Origin of the sequence: Campylobacter sp. (assembly GCF_052170435.1) — a bacterium.
Taxonomy (GTDB): Bacteria; Campylobacterota; Campylobacteria; order Campylobacterales; family Campylobacteraceae; genus Campylobacter_A.
In genome coordinates this window covers 27,699-52,667 of sequence record NZ_JBQNAN010000009.1, presented here as the reverse complement: position 1 = coordinate 52,667, position 24,969 = coordinate 27,699, and the positions used below count along the sequence as shown (strand labels likewise).

23 protein-coding genes are annotated in these 24,969 nt (G+C 48.8%); 11 read left to right on the top strand and 12 right to left on the bottom strand.

Translation table 11 applies throughout. From position 1 onward, the window contains the following. Window positions 1–319: 319 nt before the first annotated feature. From ACTTJF_RS05325 to ACTTJF_RS05305, 5 genes are all read left to right on the top strand, one after another. Window positions 320–1,159: a biotin synthase gene (locus tag ACTTJF_RS05325; protein ID WP_314127834.1), complete on the top strand. Its 840-nt coding sequence runs from the start codon at window positions 320–322 to the stop codon at window positions 1,157–1,159. A 725-nt stretch (window positions 1,160–1,884) separates the two neighbouring features. After that, a complete protein-coding gene (locus tag ACTTJF_RS05320; protein ID WP_442551074.1) occupies window positions 1,885–3,048 on the top strand; it encodes a cation:proton antiporter in 1,164 nt (387 codons plus the stop codon). A 1-nt stretch (window position 3,049) separates the two neighbouring features. After that, window positions 3,050–4,324 carry a citrate synthase gene (locus ACTTJF_RS05315; protein WP_314748413.1) on the top strand — a complete coding sequence of 425 codons (1,275 nt, stop codon included), beginning with the start codon at window positions 3,050–3,052 and terminating at the stop codon, window positions 4,322–4,324. 341 nt (window positions 4,325–4,665) lie between these two features. Then, complete coding sequence (locus tag ACTTJF_RS05310; RefSeq protein ID WP_442551073.1) at window positions 4,666–5,529, top strand: 3'(2'),5'-bisphosphate nucleotidase CysQ family protein; 864 nt, start codon at window positions 4,666–4,668, stop codon at window positions 5,527–5,529. A gap of 172 nt (window positions 5,530–5,701) precedes the next feature. Beyond that, the gene (locus ACTTJF_RS05305) at window positions 5,702–6,232 is read left to right on the top strand and encodes a hypothetical protein (RefSeq protein ID WP_442551072.1); all 531 of its coding nucleotides are present in this window, start codon (window positions 5,702–5,704) and stop codon (window positions 6,230–6,232) included. A 168-nt stretch (window positions 6,233–6,400) separates the two neighbouring features. Here the strand turns inward: ACTTJF_RS05305 and tsaD are convergent, their stop codons facing one another. The 11 genes from tsaD to ACTTJF_RS05250 all read right to left on the bottom strand — a co-directional run bounded on the left by tsaD (window position 6,401) and on the right by ACTTJF_RS05250 (window position 18,265). Further along, window positions 6,401–7,399 (bottom strand): tRNA (adenosine(37)-N6)-threonylcarbamoyltransferase complex transferase subunit TsaD, encoded by a 999-nt coding sequence (gene tsaD / locus ACTTJF_RS05300; RefSeq protein ID WP_442551098.1) that lies wholly within the window; start codon window positions 7,397–7,399, stop codon window positions 6,401–6,403. 702 nt (window positions 7,400–8,101) lie between these two features. Continuing rightward, a complete protein-coding gene (locus ACTTJF_RS05295) occupies window positions 8,102–8,905 on the bottom strand; it encodes a hypothetical protein (RefSeq protein ID WP_442551071.1) in 804 nt (267 codons plus the stop codon). Window positions 8,906–9,401: 496 nt separating this feature from the next. Next, entirely contained in the window at window positions 9,402–10,727 is a 1,326-nt protein-coding gene (gene creD, locus ACTTJF_RS05290) for a cell envelope integrity protein CreD (RefSeq protein ID WP_442551070.1), read from the bottom strand. A gap of 110 nt (window positions 10,728–10,837) precedes the next feature. Next, the gene (locus ACTTJF_RS05285) at window positions 10,838–11,035 is read right to left on the bottom strand and encodes a hypothetical protein (protein WP_442551069.1); all 198 of its coding nucleotides are present in this window, start codon (window positions 11,033–11,035) and stop codon (window positions 10,838–10,840) included. Continuing rightward, a complete protein-coding gene (locus tag ACTTJF_RS05280) occupies window positions 11,017–11,736 on the bottom strand; it encodes a hypothetical protein (protein ID WP_442551068.1) in 720 nt (239 codons plus the stop codon). Before ACTTJF_RS05280 ends, ACTTJF_RS05285 begins: the two co-directional genes overlap by 19 nt. After that, window positions 11,733–12,254 (bottom strand): hypothetical protein, encoded by a 522-nt coding sequence (locus tag ACTTJF_RS05275; protein ID WP_442551067.1) that lies wholly within the window; start codon window positions 12,252–12,254, stop codon window positions 11,733–11,735. The genes ACTTJF_RS05280 and ACTTJF_RS05275 overlap by 4 nt, the downstream gene beginning before the upstream one ends. 175 nt (window positions 12,255–12,429) lie before the next feature. Then, the gene (locus tag ACTTJF_RS05270) at window positions 12,430–13,671 is read right to left on the bottom strand and encodes a uracil-xanthine permease family protein (RefSeq protein ID WP_442551066.1); all 1,242 of its coding nucleotides are present in this window, start codon (window positions 13,669–13,671) and stop codon (window positions 12,430–12,432) included. Between the two features lie 739 nt (window positions 13,672–14,410). Then, window positions 14,411–15,523 (bottom strand): 1-deoxy-D-xylulose-5-phosphate reductoisomerase, encoded by a 1,113-nt coding sequence (gene dxr / locus ACTTJF_RS05265; RefSeq protein WP_442551065.1) that lies wholly within the window; start codon window positions 15,521–15,523, stop codon window positions 14,411–14,413. After that, complete coding sequence (locus tag ACTTJF_RS05260; RefSeq protein ID WP_442551064.1) at window positions 15,517–16,248, bottom strand: phosphatidate cytidylyltransferase; 732 nt, start codon at window positions 16,246–16,248, stop codon at window positions 15,517–15,519. The genes dxr and ACTTJF_RS05260 overlap by 7 nt, the downstream gene beginning before the upstream one ends. A gap of 334 nt (window positions 16,249–16,582) precedes the next feature. Then, a complete protein-coding gene (locus ACTTJF_RS05255; RefSeq protein ID WP_442551063.1) occupies window positions 16,583–16,933 on the bottom strand; it encodes a hypothetical protein in 351 nt (116 codons plus the stop codon). Between the two features lie 12 nt (window positions 16,934–16,945). Beyond that, the gene (locus ACTTJF_RS05250) at window positions 16,946–18,265 is read right to left on the bottom strand and encodes an NFACT RNA binding domain-containing protein (RefSeq protein ID WP_442551062.1); all 1,320 of its coding nucleotides are present in this window, start codon (window positions 18,263–18,265) and stop codon (window positions 16,946–16,948) included. Between the two features lie 86 nt (window positions 18,266–18,351). On the opposite strand from ACTTJF_RS05250, the gene ACTTJF_RS05245 reads away from it, so the two are divergent. The 4 genes from ACTTJF_RS05245 (at window position 18,352) to ACTTJF_RS05230 (ending at window position 22,676) form a co-directional block, all read left to right on the top strand. Further along, window positions 18,352–18,510: a hypothetical protein gene (locus ACTTJF_RS05245; RefSeq protein WP_442551061.1), complete on the top strand. Its 159-nt coding sequence runs from the start codon at window positions 18,352–18,354 to the stop codon at window positions 18,508–18,510. Next, the gene (locus ACTTJF_RS05240; RefSeq protein WP_442551097.1) at window positions 18,462–20,468 is read left to right on the top strand and encodes a TonB-dependent siderophore receptor; all 2,007 of its coding nucleotides are present in this window, start codon (window positions 18,462–18,464) and stop codon (window positions 20,466–20,468) included. The genes ACTTJF_RS05245 and ACTTJF_RS05240 overlap by 49 nt, the downstream gene beginning before the upstream one ends. A 444-nt stretch (window positions 20,469–20,912) precedes the next feature. Beyond that, the gene (leuC, locus tag ACTTJF_RS05235) at window positions 20,913–22,187 is read left to right on the top strand and encodes a 3-isopropylmalate dehydratase large subunit (RefSeq protein ID WP_442551060.1); all 1,275 of its coding nucleotides are present in this window, start codon (window positions 20,913–20,915) and stop codon (window positions 22,185–22,187) included. Window positions 22,188–22,208: 21 nt separating this feature from the next. Continuing rightward, on the top strand, window positions 22,209–22,676 hold the full coding sequence (locus tag ACTTJF_RS05230; protein WP_442551059.1) for a hypothetical protein: 468 nt from the start codon (window positions 22,209–22,211) through the stop codon (window positions 22,674–22,676). Between the two features lie 95 nt (window positions 22,677–22,771). Here the strand turns inward: ACTTJF_RS05230 and ACTTJF_RS05225 are convergent, their stop codons facing one another. Next, window positions 22,772–23,029, bottom strand: coding sequence for a SemiSWEET family transporter (locus tag ACTTJF_RS05225; RefSeq protein WP_002951935.1), 258 nt, complete (start codon window positions 23,027–23,029; stop codon window positions 22,772–22,774). Between the two features lie 115 nt (window positions 23,030–23,144). Between ACTTJF_RS05225 and ACTTJF_RS05220 the strand changes: the two genes are divergently transcribed. Continuing rightward, window positions 23,145–23,810 carry a molybdenum cofactor guanylyltransferase gene (locus tag ACTTJF_RS05220; protein ID WP_442551058.1) on the top strand — a complete coding sequence of 222 codons (666 nt, stop codon included), beginning with the start codon at window positions 23,145–23,147 and terminating at the stop codon, window positions 23,808–23,810. Then, entirely contained in the window at window positions 23,807–24,901 is a 1,095-nt protein-coding gene (locus ACTTJF_RS05215; RefSeq protein ID WP_442551057.1) for a phospholipase A, read from the top strand. The genes ACTTJF_RS05220 and ACTTJF_RS05215 overlap by 4 nt, the downstream gene beginning before the upstream one ends. Window positions 24,902–24,969 lie beyond the last annotated feature (68 nt).

Sequence of the window (24,969 nt, the reverse complement as noted above, 5' to 3'; positions counted from 1 at the left end):
AAATACGATTTTTTAAAATCCAAAAGCTAAATTTTTAAAATTTTACTCGCTCAAAGCAGTTGCCTACCAAATTTCGGCTTCGCTATCGCTTAGCACGAAATTTGGAGGCGAAAGCTTTTCGGTCGTAAATTTTAAAAATTCTTGAGAATTAAATTTGCGAAATTTGAATGTAAAACGATAAGGCGAAGTATTTTTGTTCTAGACGAGGCGGATTTAAATTTTACGACGGGAGCTACCTCGTCGGTAGTGACCGCGAGTAAAATTTAAATCCAACGAAGTATAGAGCAAAAAGACGAGCCGCTAAAAAAGGAATAATCTAATGAAAACTATTATGTTGTGTGCTATCTGTTCGGTGAGCTCCGGCAACTGCTCCGAGGACTGCGGCTACTGCACTCAAAGCGCAGGTATAAATGCCGGCATCGAAAAATACAAAATGAAAAGCGTCGAGCAAGTCGTCGCCGAGGCCAAGATCGCGGCGGCCAATCACGCGCTGGGCTTTTGCCTAGTCACCAGCGGCGCAAGACTCACGGACAAAAAGACCGAGGAGATCGCCCGCCTCGCGCGCGCCGTAAATAAAGAAGTCCCAAACCTCATGCTGATCGCTTGCAACGGCATGGCGACGCTACCGCAGCTAAAAGAGCTAAAAAGCGCGGGCGTGTTTAGCTACAATCACAACCTAGAAACCTCGCGCGAGTTTTTCCCGCAAATTTGCTCGACGCATAGCTGGGACGAGCGCTGGCAGACCAACATCGACGCCAAAGAAGCGGGGCTAATGCTCTGCACGGGCGGCATTTACGGCCTTGGAGAGAGCGAGGCCGACCGCGCGAGCCTGCAAGCTAGCCTTGCCAAGCTAGATCCCTTTTCTAGCCCGATAAATTTCTTTATACCAAACGATGCGCTACGCGTCAAACGGCCGCCTATGACAGCGGACGAGGCGCTAAAAATCATCGACGACACCGTCCGCGCGTTACCTAACGCTCGCGTGATGATAGCAGGCGGTCGCGAGAAAATTTTAGGCGAACGCCAATACGAGATCTTCGATCACGGTGTCTCCGCCGTCGTCATCGGCGACTACCTCACGACCAAGGGCGAGGTCGCTAGCCGCGATATCGCCGAGTTTAAGGCGCGCGGATTTAGCTTCGCTACGCTTTGCCACTGATGCAAATTTGGCGAGCAAACGCCAAATTTAGCCCGATTTTTAACGTATTTTGGCGTTTTGGATTTTTACAATTTAGACACCGCGATTCGCTGAAATTCTAAATTTTACCCGCCGAGACCCGAATCTTTAAAACGCTAAATTTAGATTGGTTAAATTTAGCATTGCGCATTAAATTTAATCTTTCTTGTTAGGGGGAAGGGCTTGAACTACGCTCTGCTAGCAGTTGCGAAGCGTAGCTGAAGCAAAAGAGTCCCTTTTTTCTTTTCTTTGGGAGAGGAAGGGGATTCTACTTACGGTCTGCTTGCAGCTACGAGCGAAGCGAAGTAGAGCGTGACCCCTTCCTCTCCCAAGCCCTCTCTAACCCCACTGCACGTGAGATGTGGCGACACTGCTTTGCTGACGCAAAGCGTCGCAAGTTTTAAATTTACGTTTTCAAGGTGCGGGTCTCGGCGACTCAAATTTACAAATTTGACTTCAAATTTGAACGTAAAACGATAAGGCGAAGTATTTTATAGAAACATTTTGCTTCGCAAAAACGCTACGCTTGTTTTGAGATGGATTTGAATGTTGTGCAGAAATTTTAAGTCAAGGCTAGACAAGTAGTCTGCCGCAGACTTAAAATTTCAAACTCATTCAAAGACGCTCAAAAGACAAGCCCCAGCAAGTCAAATTTATCAAAGAATAAAAAACCTTAGGTTATAATCCCCCATTTACAAAGGACTTTCTTGCAGGCAAACGGGCTAAATATCCTCATCGCACTAGCTTTTATCATCTTTACGTCGCCGTATTTTTCTAAAATTTTACGCATCCCTATCGCGCCTGTGGAGATTATTTTGGGCTCGCTGGCGGGGTATTTCGGCTTTATCGGGCATAACGAAATGTTTAAAATCGTGAGCGAAGTAGGCTTTTTCTACCTCATGTTTTTAGCTGGCACGGAGGTCGATCTCAAGCTATTTTTCACGATAGATAAAAAGATCCTAAAAACGGGCGTCATCTATCTGGCGATACTTTACCTGCTCTCGGCGCTTCTAACCTTTTCGTTTGATCTAAACCGCCTTTTTATCCTAATCGTGCCGCTGATGGCCGTGGGTATGATATTTACGCTATTTAAGGAGTACGGCAAAAACGAAGAGTGGCTAAACATCGGCATGCTCATCGCCTCGATCGGAGAAGTCGTGAGCATCACGCTACTAACCTTCGTCGGCGCGTATATGAAATTTGGCGCCGGTAGCGAGCTGGCGTTTTCGATCATATATCTTAGCGGATTTTTAGCCGCGGCGGTGATCGGGTACAAGACGCTAAACGTGCTGTTTTGGTGGTATCCGCAGCTGCGCGTCATCCTGATGCCCCACTACGACAACTCCGAAAAAGACATCCGCCTGTGCATGGCACTGTTTTTCGGCATCATCGCGCTTATGCTTTATCTAAATTTAGAAATAGCTTTCGGCGCGTTTGTGGCGGGGACTTTTATCGCGACGTTTTTCGATCACAAAAAAGACCTCCCGCACAAGCTTGCTAGCTTTGGTTTCGGCTTTTTAGTGCCGACCTTTTTCGTCCATATCGGCTCGACGTTTAAGCTTAACGCCTTTATGATAGACGGAGTCGTGCGCGACGCGATGCTGATAACTGGCGTCATGATAGGCTTTAGACTAGCGGCTAGCACGGTGTTTTTAAACATCCTAGGGCTAAAAAATACCGTCCTTTTCGCACTCTCGCACTCGATGCCGCTGACGCTTCTCATCGCCGTTGCTACCATAGCCTACAAAACAGGCGGTATAAATGAAAATTTTTACTTCTCTTTCATACTAGCAAGCCTAACTCAGGCTATAATAGTCACGATATGTATTAAAATTTTAATGAGCGTAAAATCAAATTTACAAAGGAGCTAAGATGAGCGATACGGTTACGTTAACCGACAACAGAAACGGCAAAAGCTACGACTTTCCGATACTTCATGGCACCATGGGGCCCGACGTCATCGACATCTCGACCTTTTTTAGCGATACGGGGATGTTTACGTTTGACCGCGGATATACCTCGACGGCGATGTGCCGCTCTAGCATCACTTATATCGACGGGCTAAAAGGCGAGCTGATGTACCGCGGCTACGACATCGCGTATCTAGCGGAGAACAAAACCTTCATCGACGTGGCGTATCTGCTACTAAATAAAGAGCTGCCGGATAAAAAGCAATACGACGAATTTAAACTCGAGCTTAAAAAACGCAGCTTCATCCACGAGGGCATGATGAAAATTTTCGATGCTTTCCCGGACAAGGCGCATCCGATGGCGATCTTGCAGGCGGCGGTCTCGGCGCTTTCGGCGTTTTACTTCGATCACCTAAACATGGATAAGCCCGAGGAATACCACGAGATGGCGATGCGAATAATCGCTAAAATCCCGACCATCGCGGCGTTTTCTTATAGATTTTCGCGCGGATTGCCGATCATTTATCCAAATTTAGACCGCGGCTTTACGGAAAATTTCCTCTACATGATGAGGAGCTACCCGTACGAGCACGTAAATTTGCGCCCGATCGAGGTCAAGGCGCTTGATACGGTCTTTATGCTACACGCCGACCACGAGCAAAACGCCTCCACGACGACCGTTCGCACCGTAGGCTCGACGCACGCGCACCCGTATGCGTGTATCGCCGCTGGTATCGGAGCGCTATGGGGCTGGGCTCACGGAGGCGCAAACGAAGGCGTCATCCGTCAGCTAGAGCAGATCGGCTCGGTAGAAAACGTCGATAAATACATCGCCCGCGCCAAAGACAAAAACGATCCGTTTAGGCTGATGGGCTTTGGTCACCGCGTGTATAAAAACTTCGATCCGCGCGCCAAGGTGCTAAAATCTATGTGCGATAAGCTATTTGACGAGATCGGCATAAACACCGAGCTTCTAAAAATCGCCAAAAAGATCGAGGAGATCGCGCTAAACGACGAGTATTTCATCTCGCGCAACCTCTATCCGAACGTCGATTTTTACTCTGGACTGATTTTAAAGGCTCTTAGCATACCAAACGATATGTTTGCGGTTATCTTCGTCATCGGCAGGATCCCGGGCTGGATCAGTCAGTGGATAGAGCTAAAAGAGCAGGAGAGCATCAAGATCGTAAGGCCGAGGCAGCTATACGTCGGGGAAACGAACAGGACGCCGAAGTGACGCGTCGTCTTTTGCGCGCCTTTAAATGAGCTAGAAAATTTTGAGCTGCGACAGACTATTTGTCTAGTCTTGCTCAAAATTTCCGTCGCAACATTTAAATTCATCGCAAAATACAGCCGCTTATCGATTTGCGTTCAAATTTGAAGTCAAATTTATAAATTTAACTCCATCAAAATTTACGAAGCTCGCGACGCTTTGCGTCAGCAAAGCAGTGTCGCCACATCTCACGTCGTAGGGGTTGGGGGATTGTTAAGGGGGAAGGGAGCGACTTCGTAATTCAAGCCCCTTCCCCCTTAACAATAAAAATCAAAATATTAAAAATGCAGCAAAAAGAAACAAAAATGCAAAATTTACTAAACCTAGCCAAGCTTGCGGCCATAAAAGCAGGCGACGAGATACTTAAATTTTACGCCCACAAGGGCTTTGACGACGAGATTTTAGCGGCTCGTTCGACCTTACCCGAAAGCGCATTTAGCCAAAACTGCCGGGATTTCGAGGTAAATTTAAAAACCGATCATTCGCCCGTGACTTCGGCCGATCTTGCGGCAAACGCTGCGATATTTGAAACGCTAAAAAGCTCGCAAATCCAAATTTGCTCGGAGGAAAAGATTTTGGGCGAGTCCGCGCGGACGTTTTGGCTCATCGATCCGCTAGACGGCACGAAGGATTTTATCGAGGGCAGCGGCGAGTTTTGCGTCTGCATCGCGCTCATAGAGGACGGCCGCCCCGTTCTTGGCGTCATCTACGTGCCCGTTACCGGCGAAATTTATAGCGCGGCAAAAGGCGGACGAACGCAAAAAGAGCTTTATAAAAACGGCGCGTTTATACCGCAAACTCTAGCCGTAAACGAGAGAGCGCCGCAAACGATAATCAGCGGCAAACGCGGCAAAAACGTAACGGCCGGCAAGCTCGCAGCCGCCCTAAATTTGGGCATCGCTCGGCTAAGCTCGGCGATCAAATACTGCCGCATCGCCGAAAATCTCGCGGGCGCTTACATGCGCTACTCGCCAAGCTCTATCTGGGACAACGCCGCGGGCGAGATTATCGATGCGGGCGCGGGCGCAAAGATGATCGATCTAGCGACGCTCAAAGCCCCGATCTACGACGCAGCCTCGCTAAAAAATAACGAATTTATAGTCATCGCAAAGGATTTTTTAGCCCGCGAGGATGAAATTTTACGAGCGATAAAAGAGCTAAATTTATAAACCAAAAGACGACTCGCCACATTACAAATTTAAACGGCTCAAGCAAATACCATTATATAGCAACGCCGAATTTAAGACCCGCTAGACGAGAGTCGATAAATTTCATTTAAAATTTAGCTAAAATCGTAGTCAAATTTCAAGCCCTAAGTCGCCAAACGTTTAAAGGAAACATTTGTTAAAAATCATAAAATCAGTTCTTAGCGTCATTTTCCAGGCTAGAATTTTATTTATCCTTTTTTACTTTTGCGCCTTCGTTACTTTTGCGCCCATGGCGTCTATCTTGGGCGCGGAGACTGGCCAAATGACGTTTTCTGCGCTATTTAACCCGCTCACGATACTATCTTGCGCATTGCTTGCCGTTTATATCGGCTTTAGGGTCGCAGCATATAAAAATCACGGCATAGATTGCAGGATGGGCGCCGTATTTTTCATCGCTTTGAGCTGGATATTTTTTATGCTGTTTTGCTTGGCGACGCTTCTTGCGACCATTTTATTTTTGGAGGATTTTAGAGGCTTGCCGTCGCGAGAATTTTGCTCGCTACTTTTAGTTATGGCGGTTGTTGCGGCGTGGCGCACGCTTAAGAGCTCGGAATACAAACTAAGCGTATTTTACGAGCGAAAAGCGGGTGCAAAGACAAACACATACAAAATCTTAATCTATTCGGTTTTGGCGTTTGCGGCGATTGTCGCAGTATTTTTTTAACGAAACGATTTTAGATTCTATAAATTTGGCGCTTTTAGTTCACCGCGCCAAATTTAGATTTGCCGTGCTTTATACTCGCCCGCTCGCAACAGCGCCACAAAAAGCTAAATTTGGGGTAATAATCGCCGAATTTGAGCTAAAAAGCAAATTTTGGCCTTAAGCCGAAATCTAAATCCTCGTTAGCTCACTTCTAGGACTTGCCTGCAGATCAAGCCCCGCAAACTCGCCGCGCAGGTATTTTTCTCGTCCCGCGCGCGCGATCATCGCAGCATTATCGGAGCAAAACTCCAGCGGCGCGCAGATGAGCTCGCAGCCGTGCTTCTCGCACAGAGCTTGCAGACGGGAGCGCAGATTTAGATTCGCGCTTGCTCCGCCCACGACGCCGAAACGCTCAAATTTACGCTGGGCAAATATCTTTTCTAGCTTGTTTAAGATATGCTTACAAGCGGTATTTTCAAAGGCAAAGCAGATATCGGCGATCTCCTGCGCGCCCAGATTCCCGCTTGCGGCGAGCTTTTCGGTTTCGACGCGAACCTGATTTTTTAGCCCCGAGAAGCTATACGCCGTGCGCGCGTCGCCAAGCAGCGGCACGGTAAATTTAAACCTCTCGCGCCCGCTTTTTGCCGCCTTTTCGACCGCTACGCCGCCAGGATACCCAAGCCCCAGCATCTTTGCGACCTTGTCAAAGCTCTCGCCGAAGCTATCGTCCATCGTCGCGGCTAGTACGCCGACAGCCCCGTCCGCGCCGATATCTAGCACCATCGTATGCCCGCCGCTAACTAGCAGCACGCCCACGGGCAGCCGCGCCTCCTGCGACAAAAATAGCGAATACACGTGCCCGGCGAGGTGATTTACGGCGATTAGCGGCACGCGCAGCGACGAGGCGAGCGCCTTTGCCATCGCGACGCCGCCCACTAGGCTCACGGATAGCCCCGGCTCGCTCGTGACGGCGACGGCTTTTGCGCGGGGTAGTCCTGATTTGATCTGCTCCAAAATTTTAGGCAACGCAGCCGTATGCAAGCGCGCGGCTAGCTCCGGTACCACTCCGCCAAATGCGCAATGCTCGGCATCTTGCGAGATTTTTTTGTGAAATTTTAGCTCCAGCGTCTCTATGTCGAGCAGCGCCACCGAGCTATCGTCGCAGCTGCTTTCTATACCTAAAATCAGCCCGCCCGCACTGCTATGTCGTAAATTTTCGCTCATTTTGTAGTTTTTCCTTTTTTAGCGCATTTTACCGCTTTTTGCTTTTGCGGTTATAAATTCGGCCCGCTTCTTTGCAAAGGCTGCCAAATACGCGCGCAAATCGCTTGCCGTAAATTTGCGATTAATCCAAATTTGACGCACCGAGACCAGCACCTTTAAGGTGCCAAATTTGGTTTGATCAAATTTAGTCTTGCAAGCCGAGCTTCTTTGCGTAAAAAACAACCGTTTGAGGTTGTTTTTTACTTTGTTGTAAAGGGGATGGGGGCTTAAATTGCGCTCTGCTTTGCAGTTGCGAGGCAACGCCGAAGCAAAAGAGCTCCCTTTTGTATCCACCTTTCTATTTTCTTCGGGAGAGGAAGGGGTTTCTACTTACGAAGCGTCGCCCCTTCCTCTCCCAAGCCCTCTCCAACCCCACTGCACGTTCAAGGGGGTGCGACCGCGCTGTCGCGCCGCACATTTTTTAGTTTAACATTTTTGCGATGCGGGTCTCGACGAGTCAAATTTGCAAATTTGACTTCAAATTTGAGTGCAAAACGATAAGGCAAAGTATTTTGAGACGGATTTGAATGTTGTGCAGAAATTTTAAGTCAAGGCTAGACAAGTAGTCTGCCGCAGACTTAAAATTTCAAACTCATTCAAAGACGCTCAAAAGACAAGCCGCAAACCTCAAAATTTCTCCTCTCTTATTATCTTCCCCCTCTCATCATACTCCCGCTCGGTCCTATTTTCATAGTCGTTAAGCGACTTTAGTCGGCCGTTTGGATAAAACGTCTTTATCCAGATAAATACCGTGTCTTTTTGGTAGCTCGTGTTATCGATCGCGCCGTTTTCGTCGTAGTTTTCGTAGTAATCCTCCTTAGGGCCCGAGCGCACCGTGATAAAGTGCTTTTGGCGCGGTTTGCTGCTACTAGAGTAGGAGAAGTTGTTGTTGTCCGAAAAGATACCCAGCATCACGTCGAATTTATTGCTTGATTTGTATAGCCCGGCGACGTTGCCTTCGTCAAAAGCCTCCTTGACTTCGACGTTTATGTCGTCCCACAAGCACAGCTGCAGCGTGCCGCTATGCATACCGTCCGCATGATAAAAATCTATCTCGATCCAGCGCTCTTGGCCGCTTTTGATGAATTTTACGATCTGCTTTTGCGGGTGATACAAGGGCGGCTTGATGTAGCCGTATAACCTACCGTAAAATAGCGTCTCGCCGTCCGGAGTATAGATACGCTCATAGACGTTGTTTAGCTCGAGGCGGCTTTCCGGATCGTACTCGCCCGTCCTTTCTACGTCGTAGCTAAACCTCATCTCCAGCTCGCCCGTTTGCTTTCCTTTTAGCTTTGGTCGCGGGGTAAATTTTAGCTCGCTCGGGGGTAAAATTTGAGCGTTTTGCTTCGCTGGGCTCTGCTTTTCGCCGCCAAATGCCTGCGACAAAGCGGCAAAACTAAGCGCCAAAAATAGCGCGAGAAAATTTTTCATTTTTATCCTTTAAATTTGTGCGTTTTTAAAACGAGCGTGATTATAGCGTTAAATTTGGATAAATTTTTAAATTTTACTTGCCGAGACCCGTATCTTGAAAATGCAAATTTGGTTTGGTTAAATTTGGCATTGCAAATTAAATTCTTTGAGTAAAAAACAACCGTTTAAGGTTGTTTTTTACTTTGTTGTAAAGGGGGTGGGGGCTTGAATGGCGAAGTCGCTCCCCACCCCCTTTAATCCCCCTCCCCCTACGACGCTCTTAAGGTGGCGACATAGCTTTGCTTGCGCAAAGCGTCGCAAATTTAAATTTATGTTTTCAGGGCGCGGGTCTCGGTGCGTCAAATTTACAAATTTGAGCGTAAAGCGATAAGGCGAAGTATTTTGAGATGATTTTTGTGGTTTTGAAGTTAAAATTTGACGAAGATAAGGCATATAGCCTATCAAGTCAAATTTTAACAAAATCCACAAAAAGCGCTCAAAAGACAAGCCAAAAAAGCTAAATTTTCAGCCCGTTTTCGTACCAGTCTATCTTCCTGGTCAAATACATCACCAGCGCAATCACCGCAAATATCATAACGCTACCCATCAAAAGCGCGTAGTCTTCGGACTGCAAGATACCGTAGAGCAAGCAGTAGCTAACCGCATGCACGAGCGCGATAAATACGCCCCATTTGCGAGCCCGAAAGATCGCCGAGCCGTAGAAAAGTATCGTCGCGCACACGGCTGCGGCCGCGATGAGATAGCTAGCTAGGAAGCTAATGTGCTCGGAAAACGAGAGCACGAGCAGGTAAAATAGCACGTCGGCGGCTCCGATGAGTAGGTACTGGATCGGGTGAATGCGGGCGCGGCTGTAAATTTCGCACAAAAAGATCGCCAAAAACGGCACCGCTAGAAACAAGATCGCATAGGTCACGCAGCGCGCGATGAGCGAGTAGTTGTTTACGGGACTGATGAAGCTAGCCTCGACGCTCTCCAGCATCTCGCGCCTGCCGTCCATGATCCACGCCTGCGGAACGCCGGTGCTAAGGCCCGAGATCTCCCACTGCGCGTTAAAGCCGCTGCTCGTAACTTCGCGAGATTTCGGCAGCCACCCGCCGCTAAAAGACGGCGAGCTCCACGAGGATTTTACGTCAAATTTATTATCCTGCCCTACGGGAACGAAGCTCGCGCTCTGCCCGCCCTGCATAGATAGCGTGCCCGCTAGCTCAAAGCCGCCGCTTGCTAAATTTGCAGGTAGTTTGTAGTGGACGCTTTGGGTAAAGGGCGAGTATTTAGGCGGCGCAAAAGACTGCGCGAGATCTTGGCCGTTTGCTTTTAGTGCGGGAAATGCGGTAAAGGTCTTTTTGCTGCCTACGCCCAAAATCAGCGTCGCCTCGCTTAGTAAAACGTCGCTTTCCGCGATATTTAGCTGCTCGAAATTTAGCGGCGCAAATTTTGCTTTTAGCGCGACGTCGCCGTTAAAGACGGGCACGCTAAAGATACCGCGCTTTAGATATTGCGGATTTAGCTGGGTCGATAGCTCGTAAGACTGCGGCGCTATCATGATCTGCTCGGTTGTCTGCGATACCGCTGCTACGCCGTTTTCGTTATAGACGGCCGCTTGTTTTTTATACGGTACCGAGATCAAAACGCCCTCGATCCTAAGCGGGCCGCCAACCGGCTGCATGATGGACTCCTCGGCGCTTTGCTTGACGTAGGCGCGGTCAGAGATCATTGAGCTGATGAAACCTAGCGGGATAAGCAGCAGCAAAAGCAGGACGAAAATAATGACGGGCTTCGTCCAAAATCCGCCCTTGACGCTATCCATGATTTTGTTTTCCATTGGATTTCCTTTTGATTTTTTTCACTGTGATTTTAGCTAGAAATCGTAATAAATCGGTAAGAAAGGTTGTAAATTTAGAGCAAATTTGACGGCGACATCAAACGGTAAATTTAACCGCGCTGCAAGCTACGCTTTCTAAAATAGCTATAAACCCAAGCTCCGAGCAACAAAACCGCCGCGAGGCAATACATATAAAAGGCCGCGCCGTTTTCATACTCCACGTCCTGCGCGCTAAAAATGGGCTGCGACATCTCGTGGTTTCGCGCCGCCTCATCCGCGATCTGCGTCATCACCTCATCATCATGCACGCCAAGCGTGATCTTTCGCAGATCAATGAAATTGTCCGCTTATCCAGATACCTGCCGCTGCGACCCGTGACGTAAACGCTATGCGAGTAGAAATTTAGATAGTAAAATCCCGCGTCGTCCTTAAAAAGCTTTTCCGAGATCTGCCGCACGGCACCTTTAAACGGATTGTCGCCCGCCCTTTTTAGCGCGCTTAGCGGATTGCCGTCTGCGCCGAATTTATAATACACGTACCAAAATGCGTCCTTGAGCCGACCCTCAATGCCGCTGCCGCGCGGGCGATTTAAAATTTTATCCTTGCTTAGATAAAATATGCCGTTTTTGCTCGCAAACAGCATGTATTTCTGATGCCCGCTCTGAAAATTTAGCGGCGTATAGGGCTCGTTTACGGCATCAAATCTCTCGCCGTCCATAAGCACCGCGCCCGTAGCGGGATCATAAAGAAACTCTATGCCCGAGTTTGGTTCCATCAGATACATCTGCTCGCTAGGCGTGAAATTTAGCCTCTCGCCGCCCTTATAGACGCTGCGTCCGTCGCTCAGCCACCGATCGACCAGGCGAAAGTGCGCGGGCAGCTCGGGGCCATCTTCGTATATGATTTTTCGCCTTATCTGTTTTAGATTTTTTGCATCCGCACCCTCTAAAATTTTACCCTCGTAAAATACCCGCTCGCCGTCGGTAGCGACGTAAGGGCTCTCGGTCAAAGACGAGATAGGCGCGCTAGTATCAAGTCTAGCGTAGGGGTAGTTGTACTCCTGCGGCCATTTGGAGAGCCCAAAGGCGTGAAAAACACCTTGTAAATGTAACTTATCGCGCCGCCCGTGCGCTGGGTCACGTCCGAGCAGAAATAGCTCACGCGCCCGTCGCTGTAGTAGCGAGAGCCTATCTTTTGCGTGCGCGCGGGATTCAGCCCCGACATCTTTCGAGCGCCGCAAAATACGCTAATAGCGTCCATACCGACGTTTGTGTAGGAGTATCTGTCGGTATCAAGCGCGCGAAAACTCGCCGCGTCCGCGTCGCCCTCTAGCTCGTAGGGAGCGAGATTCCAAGAGCGTAGATAAATTTTGCCGCCGATGTTGTAGTAACCCCCGATCTTTTGCGCGCCCGCGGGCAGCTCGCGCGAGCGGTAAACGAGCGAGACGAAGAGTGGCACGAAAAGTACCGCAAAGAGGAGCTTTAGCGCCTTTTTATCAAATTTGCTTAAACTATCTGCCTTTTTCATAAGGCAATTATATATCTTGCTAGTTTAAAACGTTAGAAATTTGAAAGCGTTTGCGGGAAAATTTTAAAATTTAGGCGCGGTAAATTTAGCGGCGAAAACTGCGGGTAAATTTGACGGCAAAGCTCAAATTTACCCGCAACCGCGCTAAACTACTCAAGCTTCGCGCAAATTTAACTTAGTATCCGTCAAAATGCTTGGTCTTCGGTAGCACCAAATTTAGCGTGATACCAATAATCGCGCCAAGTCCCACTCCGCTAAAGCTCATCGTGCCGAAGTCCAGCACCATGCCGCCAATCGCGCAGACGAAGATAAGCGCGACGATGATCATATTGCGCGGCTCGGCCAGGTCCACGCCGTTTTTGATGAGCGTCTCCATGCCCACGCTAGCGATGATACCAAAAAGCAGCAGCATGATGCCGCCGATGACGGGAGCGGGGATCGTGGAGAGCGCGGCGCCGAGCTTGCCCACGAAAGCTAGCAGTATCGCCGTAAGCGCGGCAAAGGTCATGATGGCGGGATTGTAGGCTTTCGTGATACTAACCGCGCCCGTGACCTCCGAATAAGTGGTGTTCGGCGGTCCGCCAAAGCAGCCTGCTAGCGATGTCGCGAGCCCATCGCCCAGCAGCGTGCTTTTGAGCCCCGGGTTTTTTAGGAAATTTTCCTTCGTGACGTTGCTGATGGCAAGCATATCGCCGATGTGCTCGATCGCTGGCGCGATCGCGATAGGCACCATGTAGATCACCGCTTCGAGCTTAAAAACCGGCGCGGTAAAATTTGGCAGCGCAAACCACGGCGCATTTAGAATCGGCGTAAAATCCACGATCCCGACAAACAGCGACGCGCAGTATCCAGCCGCGATGCCGCAAAGTATCGGCACTAGGCGCAGCATGCCGCGACCAAACATCATAACGACGATAACCGCCGAGAGCGAGATGAGCGCGATAATAAGCGACTGCCCCTGCGTGTAAAGCACCTCTTTACCCTTGCCCATGACCATATTTACGGCCGCGGGCGAGAGGATGAGGCCGATTGTCATGATGACGGGGCCCACGACTACGGGCGGTAAAATTTTATGCAAAAACCCCTCGCCTTTGAGCCTAATAAGCAAGCTCAAAGCCACGTAAAACAGCCCCGCCGCGATCACCCCGCTCATCGTCGCAGCGATGCCCCACTCTTTCACGCCGAAGCTTAGCGGCGCGATAAACGCGAAACTAGACGCGAGAAAGATCGGCGGGACATTTTTGCGCGTGATTAGCTGAAACAGTAGCGTGCCGATACCCGCCGTAAACAGTGCTACGGACGTATCAAGCCCCGTCAAAATCGGCACGAGTACTAGCGCGCCGAATGCGACGAATAAAAACTGCACGCCGACGAGAGCGTCGCGTAGCCTGAGATTGTAGCCTTCGTATTTTTCCATTTTTTCCTCTTTTTATTTTGCGGCTTATTTTTTGATTCTTGAAATTTGCGGCATTTGTCTTGTTTTGCAGCCAAATTTAAACACAAAGCGATTTTAAAATTCGCAAAATTATAACATATTAGCAACGATTACGGCGACGAAAAAGTGTCGTTTTAAGCAAATTTTTCGAGCAAATTTTAAATTTACTCGCCCAGACCCGCACCGCAAAAATGCCAAATTTGGTTTGGTTAAATTTAGCGTTATAAATTAGAGTTTTTGCGCAATTTAATCTTTCTTGTTAAGGGGGAAGGGGCTTGAATTACGCTCTGCTTGCAGCTCTCAAAGAGAGTGTGTCCTAACAGTAGCAAACGAAGTGCGGCTAAGCACAAGGCGAGGCAAAGCCGAAACAAAAGAGCTCCCTTTTTTCTTTTCTTTGGGAGAGGAAGGGGATTCTACTTACGAAGCGTCGCCCCTTCCTCTCCCATGCCCTCTCCAACCCCACTACACGTTAGAGGTGGCGACATTGCTTTGCTGACGCAAAGCGTCGCGGGGTTCTGAGTTTAAAGTTGATATTTTCAGGGTGCGGGTCTCGGTGGGTAAAATTTGCAAATTTGACTTCAAATTTGAACGTAAAACGACAAGGCGAAGTATCGCGAGATGATTTTTCGAGTTTTGAAGCAAAATTGAGCGTGCGCTAGGCATATAGCCTGCGGAGCGAAAATTTTGCGAAATCTCGGAAAAGCGCTCGCGAGACAAGCCGCTATTTAAGCGACTTTTCCGCCCACTTTCTCACTTCTGAATCTACTTCAAAGATCTTGCTTTCGCCCTCTATCTTCTCATTTTCAAACCTCTTTGCCGCGGCTAAAACCGTTCGAGAGATATCTAAAAATCCGCATTCGCCGCGCAAAAACTTATACACGGCGACTTCGTTTGCGGCATTTATCGCAACGCCGAGATCCGGGTTTTGCAAAGCTTGGTCTTTTAGCGAAAAGATAGGATATTTTTTCAAATTTATCTCGCCGAATTTTATATTTTCCAATGTTTTTAGGTCTAAATTCGGCACGATTTGCCCGTTTTTCGTATCGGCCGCGCTCAAATTTAGTGCTCCGTCCTCGCCCAAAATCGCATGCGCGATGGCCAAAATCATATCGGTTTTAGATAGATGCGCCGTAGTCGAGCCGTCGGCAAACTCCACCAGAGCGTGCACCGTGGACGTGCGCTCGATGAGCGCCTCGATATCCCGCACGCCGTAGAGCCAAAAGGCCTCCAGCACCTCAAAAAGCTTGTTCGCCATCGTCGCGCTGTCGATCGTGATTTTTGCGCCCATGCTCCAGTTCGGGTGTTTTAGCGCGTCTGCTGCGCGGGCGTCTTTTAGGGATTTTAGCGGGGTTTTGTAAAAGGCGCCGCCCGAGGCCGTGATGACGAGCCTAGCGACCGGGGTTTTGTTCGCGAGCAGAAATTTAAGCCCGAAATGCTCGCTATCTACCGGATTTATCGCGCCCCTATCTAAAAATTTGCCGCCCGCGACGAGGCTTTCTTTGTTGGCAAGCGCTAGTTTTTTGCCCAGCTTTTGCGCGGCCAGGCTCGGAGCAAGGCCCGCAAAGCCGACCAGAGAATTTACGACGCGCTCGCTCTCGCACTCTTTTAGCATATCGCAGATGCCCTGTGCACCCGCAAAAACGCGTTTGTGCTTTACGAATTTAGCAAATTTAGGCTCGGCGATACAGACGAATTTGGGCTTAAATTCGGCGATCTGCTCGTTTAAAAGCTCGTAGTTTGACGCGCAGCTAAGCGCCTCGATACTAAGGCCGAATTTGCGGGCCAAATTTAGGGTATTCGTCCCGATCGAGCCCGTCGAGCCCAGCACTACCACGATAGCGTCCAGAGCATCGCCGCAACGCCGAAAAGATAGCCGTCGACGCGGTCAAGCATACCGCCGTGACCGGGCAGTAGCGTGCCGCTATCTTTGACGCCCGCGCGGCGCTTTAAGTAGCTCTCGAAAAGATCGCCCCAAACGCCGAAAGTCGCAACCAAAAACGCCGTGATGAGGCTATGCCAAAAGCTGTCGGTCAGCACCCAGCCAAAGCCCGCGCCAAAGACCGTAGCTACGGCGATACCGCCCGCGACGCCTTCCCAGGTTTTGTTCGGCGAAGTCTGGCTAAAGGCGTGCTTGCCGCAAAATTTACCGACGAAAAATGCCCCGCTATCGCACGCCACGACCGTTAAAATCAGCCACGCCAAGTAGCCCACGCCGTACTGCGAATAAAGCATCCAGATGAGAAAAATCGGCGTCATCGGATACAAAAACGGTAGCACGGGCGTTAGATTTTCGCTCTTAAAGTGCGCGAGAAAACTAACAACGAGCAAGACCGCTAAAATAGCGATAAATACAGGGTTTGAAAAAGGCGTGAGTAGGTAAAAAATAACCGCCACGAGCGCAAGGGAGCTTCCTTGTAGGCCGTAGAGCCTCACGGCTTCGCCAAAGGCCGTGTAAAGCACGAAGCCTAATATGGCGAAATTTAACAGATAACTATCGACGAAAAAGATGACCAAAACCGCCGCAAATAGCGCGATGCCGGTGATTATACGCGTTTTCATGATTTTTCCTTTTTGAGTAACGATTGTATAAAATTTTCGCTTAAAAGCGCCGAAATTTGAGGCGAATTTACGCTTGCGGGCTTTAAGGGACGGTTAAATTTAACGGTTTTGCGTTAAGTTTTAGTTCTGATTAAAACGGGGCGGTAAATTTGGCGGATTTGGGTTAAATTTTACCGAGCGAGGCGGCAAATTCGGCGCAGATTTAACCAGCTGCGCTAGATTTTGTTTTTGCTAAAAACGGCTGCTTAAATTTGGCGGACGAAGGTTCAAATTTACTCCAAAACAAGCCGAATTTACCAGCCTAGCCGCGAGCGGCAAATTTAAGCGCGCAAGCTTAAATTTTAAGATCAAGATGATGAAATACGGGCGATGCCTGCGGAAAGTCGTTAGCCGCGACGCGCTCCTCGGCGCTTTCGTCGTCATCAGAGTTTTCGCCATTTTGCTCCGAGGCGAGCTCGCCCTGCTCCTGCCTGCCTTTTTGCTTTTCGTGCTCGTTTTCGGGGTCGATTTTGTAGGTTTCCTCGGTCGGTCGCACCTCGGAGACCTCTTGTTTTTCGTCGCTTGCTAGCGATGCGGCGGCGAGATTTTGCAGGTCAAATCTATTTTGGACGTCGGCGACCTTGTTTGAGACCATATTTACGTTTTGATTGATAAAAATCGTATTGCCAAGGGGTGTTACAGCCATTTTCGCCTCCTTTTAGTCGTGCTTCGTTACTAATATCGTCTTAAAATTAATATAATTTACATTTGCGCCGCTCGTAATTTTGACGTTGTTACGTTTAGTAAAATCAACCTCGTACGTCCCGCCGCCTTTGACGCTAAAATTTACGCAAATTTTCGCCGCAAATCTCAAAATTTCCTCGCTGGGAGCGCTTTTTGCGGTTTTGATGATGACGTGCGCGGACGGCAGGTCTTTTAGATGCATCCAGACGTCGTCTTTTTTCGAGTTTTTTAGCAGCCAGACGTTGCCTTTTTCGTTGCGTCCGATGCTGATTTTATAGCCCTCGATATAAAAATCCTCGACGTTTTGATTTTGCTCTTTTTGCTTTACGGCGCGGGCTTTTTTAGGCGCTAGGATTTCTAGCTCTTCGGCGCTTTTAGCTTCATTTACGAGCGTTTGTAAATTTGATAAAAACTCTAGCTTTTCGGTCAAATTTTGCCGCTCTATCGTTAGACCCGCCGCCTTTTGCTTTAGCCTTTTTGCTTTGGCAAACATCGCGTTTGCGGCGATTTTGGGGCTGGCGTCTAGCACGAGCCTCACCTCGCCTCGCTCGAAATCATTTAGCGTTACCTCGCGCTCGTAGTCCCTTAACGCGTGTAAATTCGACAGGATCAGCCCAGCGTTTTTGCTTAAAATTTCGCTTTGCGCATTTAGATCCGCTTCGTTTTCAAGGCCTGATAAAATCTCGCTTAAATTTTGCATTTTTCGCTCTATCGCGGCCGATTTTACGGCGCGCAGATTTTCTAGCTTTGCGTTATTTACGCGCTTAAATTCCTCGCTAAAATACCGCTCAAAGTCCGTTATCAGCGGTATCTCTCGCTCTTTTATCGTAGCCGGCGGCAGCTCAAGCAGCTTTCGCCCCGGTTTTATCACGCGAAAATTATTGTCTATATGGCGCAAAGCCTCGATTATGACGCCCTTTTCGTCCGTGATGATCGCGTTGGTAAAGCGCCCCGTAAACTCCAAAAATAGGCTCGAAGCCAGGCTTTTATACGAGCCTTGGAATTCGCACTCCAGCTTTAAAATTCTATTTCCCTCGGGCACGCTTAAATTTAAAATTTTAGCCCCCCAGAACCTCTTTTTAAGCGCGACGTCAAAGGGCGCTTTGTACTCTTTTACGTTTAGAAAATCAGGATTTGCGTAGATCGCGGAGTCGGCTTTGCTAAGGTCAAAAAACAGCCCGAGCTCGCCGTCAAATTCGATAAATATCGCCATATCGCCCGCGCGTCTGATTGCGGTTATTTTTTTAAATTTGCCTAGAAAAGATTGTACTTGTTTTAAATTTGCGTATTTCATAGCCGAAATTATAGCCTAAAATGCGACCGAAATTTAAGCATAAGAATAATATAATGATAATGCATTTTAAAACGGAGAAAAAATAAATGAACAAATTTAGCCTAAGTTTAGCGGCCTCGTCGCTGCTTTTAACTCAAATTTTCGCCGCCGACGTAGCGCTGCAAGGCGTCGAGATTAGCGAGAGCGCGGATGACGGATACCGCGCCAAAACCAGCGAAGTAGGCAAAACGAATACGCCATTTTAGAGATTCCGCAGACGGTAAACGTCGTAACCCAGCAGCAACTAAAGGATAAAAAACCCGAAACTCTAGCCGAAAGCCTTCAAAACGTAAGCGGCGTTAGCTACGGAAACACCACGGGCGGCATCTTTGACGCGATCATAAAAAGGGGATTTGGCGGCGGACGCGACGGCTCGATCATGCGAAACGGGGTGCCTGCTAGCGTCATGCATAGCTTTAACAAAACCGTAGAAAGCGTCGAGGTATTAAAAGGCCCGGCTAGCTTGCTCTACGGCGCGCAAGAACCTGGTGGCATCATAAATATGGTTACTAAAAAGCCAAAATACGACTTTTCAAACGAAATTTGGGCGGGTATCGGCAACCGCAACTACTGGAACGCGGGCTTTGACACCACGGGACCGATCGCGGAGAGCGGCTTTGCGTATAGATTTATATTTGATATGATGCAAAAAGACTACTGGAGGGAGTTTGGCGAATATAAAAACATCCTCTTTGCGCCATCTCTTTCGTATAAAGGAGATGATTACCGCATAAATTTCGCCTACGCCCACTCTAAATCAATCGATCCGATCGACCGCGGTATGTACCTCATCCCAAACACGGGCAAACTGCTGCCGATAGACAAGAAAAGACGCCTTGACGAGCCGTTTAACAAGCTAAAAACGACGCTTGACACCGTGGACGTAAATTTTGAAAAAAATATCGGCGAGGACTGGCTATTAAAGGGCGCTTACGCATTTTCGCGCTCCAAGCACGAGTACGGCCACATCAGACTAATGAACGTAAATTTAAACACCGGAACGGCGACTAGACGAAACGAATACTACGACGGCTTCATCCATCGCACGCACGCAGGCTCGCTCACGCTAAACGGCTACGCGCAAACGGGCGAGGTCGAGCACAATTTGCTCTTTGGCATCGATGCTAAAAGCTACTACCGCTACCGACCGGGCGGCCTAAGAGACACGGGCGCCCACCTAAATATCAATATCTATAATCCAATCTACGGCAGAGTCGGGTTGCCGACGGTAAGGGAGTCAGGCATCCAGTATCAAACGCTAAAAACGATCGGATTTTACGCGCAAGATAGCATAAATTTGACCGAAAATTTGATCTATTCTTTGGGCGCGAGGTATGAATTTTACAGACAAATCGCGCGCGGAACGGTTAGCGGACCAAACTCCACCGACCAAAAAGACGGCAAATTTACCTGGCAGACGGGACTTTTATACCTGCTAACGCCCGAGTGGTCCGTTTACGCCAACTACGCGCAAAGCTTTAGCCCGCAGATGGCTATGAACGGCGACATAGGCGACATAAAACCCGAAGAAGGCAAAAGCGTCGAGCTGGGAACTAAATTTCAAAACGATAGCATAACGGCTAGCGCGGCGGTTTTTAATATCAATAAGAAAAACATCATGCGCACCGTAAATAGCGTGAGTACGCCAGTGGGCGAGGCGCGCTCTAGAGGATTTGAGTTTGACTTTAACGGCCGCGTGACGCAAGGACTAAGCGTGGGCGCTAACTACGCATACACTAAAACCGAAGTGCACAAGGATAGCGGCGCGTTTGCCGTGCTAGTGGGCAAACCGCTAGAAGCCACGCCTAAGCACCAAGCCAGCCTCTTTGCCAACTACGACTTTAGCCACCTAGGCGCAAAGGGCCTAAGGATCGGCGGCGGAGCGAGGTACTTTGGCTCATGGTACACCTACTACATGAGGACGAATCTACCGGCCGTACCTGCGGGAACGGGCTTTAAGATGGACGACGCGGTCGTTTACGACGCCTTTATCAGCTACGATACCAAGATCGCGGGCTACGAGACGAATTTCTCGTTTAACGTCAAAAACTTGACCGACAAGCTTTATTATACGTCCTCATCTACCGGCACGCAGGCTAATATCATACCGATACAGCCGGGGTATGCGAGGCAGTTTATGCTGACTGCTAGCGTTAAATTTTAAAATTTAACGCGTTATCTCGCCCGACTATACGTCGCTTTGCTTTCCTCTGGTCGCAACTGCGAGCAGAGGGTTTTAAAATTTGGCGCTCCGTAGGCTATATGCCTAGCGCACGCTTAAATTTTAAAACCGCCTAGCCTAGCCGTGCGATATTTCCGCTCGGCTCTTTTTGTTCAAATTTAAAGTTTATTAAAAAGCACCTCGCCCTCGCTTCTTACGCTCAGACTTTAAATCAAATTTGCAATTTTCCGCTTCAAATTTAGCTCGTCCAAACCCGCATCCTAAAAACGCCGAATTCGGTTTTAAATCCGCGGCGCACTGCGCTATTTAGCCGAACCGAGTTCACATTTGCAACGCTCAAATTTTAATCTCAATCTCTTTTTATCCATTTTTCGCTAAAATCGCTAAATTTTAAAAACGCGCGGCATCCGCAAAAAAGGAAAATTTATGCAAAACTCAAAGCAAACCATCACCGAAAAGATTTTCAGCGAGCACGTAGGGCGCGAGGTTTTCGCGGGCGAAATCATCGAAAGCGACATCGACATGGTCATCGGCAACGACATCACGACTCCTATCTCCATCAAGCAGTTTGAGCGAAGCGGCGCGACAAGGCTAGCTAATCCGGACGGCTTTAGCGTCGTGATGGACCACTACATCCCCGCCAAAGACATCCTAAGCGCCAACCAAGCCAAAATCAGCCGCGATTTTGCGTATAAGCACGATTTGAAAAATTATTTCGACGAAAAGGATATGGGCATCGAGCACGCGCTTTTGCCAGAAAAAGGCCTCGTAGTGCCGGGCGACGTCATCATCGGCGCCGATAGCCACACCTGTACGCACGGCGCGCTGGGAGCCTTTGCCACGGGTATGGGCAGCACCGATCTAGCCTACGCGATGATAACGGGCAAAAACTGGTTTAAAGTGCCGCCGACTATCAAAGTGATTTTTCGCGGCAAACTCGACCGCCACGTCTACGGCAAGGACCTCATCCTAGAGATCATCCGCCGCATCGGCGTGGACGGCGCGCTGTATAAGGCGCTGGAGTTTACGGGCGAGACGATAGAGAGCCTCGATATGGACGGGCGATTTAGTATGTGCAACATGGCGATCGAGGCCGGCGGCAAAAGCGGCATCATCGCGGTCGATGAAACTACGAAAGAGTTTTTAAAAGGTAAAAATTTACGCGCCGAGCCGAAGCTGCACTACTCCGACGAGGGCGCGAACTACGAGCAAATTTTAGAGATCGACGTTAGCAAGCTCGATCCCGTGATCGCCTATCCGTTTTTGCCTAGCAACGGCAAGAGCGTGCGCGAAGCGGTAAAAGACGATATCGCTATCGATCAGGCCTTTATCGGTAGCTGCACGAACGGCAGACTCTCGGATCTACGCATCGCGGCCGAGATCCTAAAAGGCCGCAAAGTAGCGCGCAAAACCCGCCTCATCATCACGCCTGCAACGCAAAAAATCGCCCTGCAAGCGCAAAAAGAGGGGCTGATGGATATTTTCGCAGAAGCGGGCGCGGTCGTCTCAAATCCAACCTGCGGCGCGTGCCTGGGCGGATATATGGGTATTTTGGGCGTTGGGGAACGCTGCGTAAGCACGACGAACAGAAACTTTGTCGGCCGTATGGGCGATCGCACGAGCGAAGTGTATCTAGCAAACTCGGCTGTCGCCGCAGCTAGCGCCGTCGCAGGCAAGATCGCCGATCCGCGCGATTTATAAACATTTATATAGGGCATCCCTGTGGACAATTTATGGACAGATGTAATAAAGATTAGCCTTGGTGCACTTTTAGCAGTTTGTGGCCAAATAGTGCATACCTACATAACCAATAAAAAAGATAAAAATAAACTCAGGCGACAAAAGCTAGAGGAAGCGTTTATTATAATTGGTGATATTTTAGGAGGATTACATTACAAGGCATCTTTATTGGTAGACCCAAATTTAAGCATAGAAAGTCCGAAAATAGATACTAGCAAATTACACCTACTAATTAGTTTCTATGCACCAGAGCTACAAGAAGACTACAAAGATTTTATGATCACATATCAGGAATTTATCCCACTTACCGCAAAAAGGCTTAAAACTTCAGACAATGATGATAAAAACATGAAAGAAATAATAGAGAAACTAACAAAAATAATTTTTTTATTGAATTCCAAAGGCAATAAAATTAAAGAAAAATTGACTGAAATAGTAAAAAAACTATAAAATTAATTAAGAATTGATTGTTGTAGAGATATAGATAATGTTTTATTGCGTTGACTGCTTTAAATTAAATTTCACCACAACATCCAAATAGAGTATTAAAACGCCGTTATCGTCGCCAAAAGTCCAAAGATGATGCCGGGTAAATTCGCAGCCGCTAGCGGGTAGTCTCTTTTAGCTTTTAGCAAGCCGTAGCTAGTCCAGATCGTGCAGTTTATCGCTGCGGCTAGAGGCTGGATAAAAGGCGTTTTGTTGCCCTCGAGGTTGCCCATTATCTGCGGGATGTAGGAAATATACATAATGACCGACAGGCACGTGCCTATCCAGCCTAAAATTTGTAAATTTTTCTCGCTCATTTTTTCTCCTTTAAAATTCGTATTATACTATTTTTTGGGGTGCGGCGGGCGCATTTTGGTAAATCAAAGCCGTTTTTAGCTAAAGTTAGCCTTATAATTTTGCTTAAGGAAAAAAATGAAAACATGCGTCATCTTAGCCGGAGGCAAAAGCTCGCGAATGGGCCGCGACAAAACGTTGCTACCTTTTGGCGGATTTGCGACGCTCACGCACTACGGAGCGTATAAATTCGGGCGGATTTTCGAGCGCGTATTCGTTAGCTCTAAATTTGAAAAATTTAACCCACCCCTGCCGCTCATCAAAGACGCCGACGCAGACGAGATCTCTCAGTCAAATTTGAACGCGGTAAGCGATAAAAACGACACCACGACAAACTCCGCTCAAATTTTGGCGCAAGATACGTCAAATTTGAGCGAGCTAGCCTTTTCTCCGATGCTAGCGCTTTATAGTATCCTTAAAAATTTCCCAAACGAAAGCGTCTTTATCGTCCCGGCCGACATGCCCTTTGTTAGCGAAGAGTGCGTGCGCGAGCTATATAAATTTGCCGGCGAATACGACATGGTCATCGCTGCGGACGAGTCGCATACGCACTCGCTTTGCGGGTTTTTTAGCGGGGACTTAGCGAACGCCGCGGGCGAGCTTTTTGCCGCGGGCGAGCACAAAATCGGACTTTTGCGTAGCCGCTGCCGCTGCAAGATCGTAAAATTCGTGCGCGAAGACGAGTTTTTTAACATCAACTACCAGGCAGATTACGAACAAGCCTTAAAAGAAGGAAAAATATGAAAAAAATTATCGTTTTGCTGGCTATTTTGCTAAATTTAGCCCTAGCCGCCCAGGCGGAAACGGCGAAGCAAAATTTAACCTCGCAGTCAGAAAATCTAGCTGAAAATTTAACCGAGCCGACCGCTAAAGACGAAGCCAAGCACCTATACGAGGCTGCCGCAAAGCTTGAGCATGAAGGCGACAAAACAAGAGCCCTTCAGCTTTATAAGCTGGCGGCTAAAAAGGCGATATTTACGGACGAGGACGGCGAAACGGCTGCTATGGAGCGCTCCGTGATAGCGCCCTCAGATAGCGTAGCTGACGCGCCCGTAGAGGAGCAAAAGATCGCCTCCAAAGAGCGCCCCGCAGCGAAATTTGAAAGCGGCGAGGCATACGACGTGGATGAAATTTTGGGCCTAAAAATGCACCACTTAAACTACCTCCTGCCGGCAACCTACGCGTTTAACGACGTTGATGATAGGCGCCGATTTGAGACCGCTTTTCAGATTAGCTTGCAAAAGCCGCTTTTTTACGACGTGTTTGATATGAACGAAACGATCTCGGCTGGCTACTCGCAAAGCTCGTGGTGGCAGACGGCCAAGGGCTCGACGCCGTTTCGCGAGACCAACTATCGCCCCGAGATTTTCGTGACCGTCCCGATGAGATTTGAGGCGCTACCGAGCCTTGACTACCTGCGCGCGGGGCTTTTGCACGAGAGTAACGGCCAGGGCGGCGAGAAGTCTCGCTCGTGGAACCGCGTCTATCTCGAGGCCAAGCTTTACGCCGGTAGCCTCGTCGTAATTCCACGAGCGTGGGCGCGCATCCCTGAGAGCAAGGGTAGCGACGATAACCCAGACATCGAAAAATACCTCGGCAACATGGATATAAATTTCGCCCTGCCTTACCGCGGACACATCTTTACGGCGATGGTGCGAAACAACCTGCATTTTGATAAAACAAACCGCGGCGCGGGCGAACTTGGCTGGCTGTTTCCGTTTGGCAAGAGCGGCGTTTACGGCTACGTGAAGTACTTTACGGGATACGGCGAAAGCCTCATCGACTACAACCGCCACACCGATAAAGTCGGTATCGGCTTTGCGATTTTGAAATAAAAGGCTAGCGCGCTCAAGCGGCGCAGGTAAGGTAAAAATCGCGGCAAAACAGCGAAGAGCGATAAGTC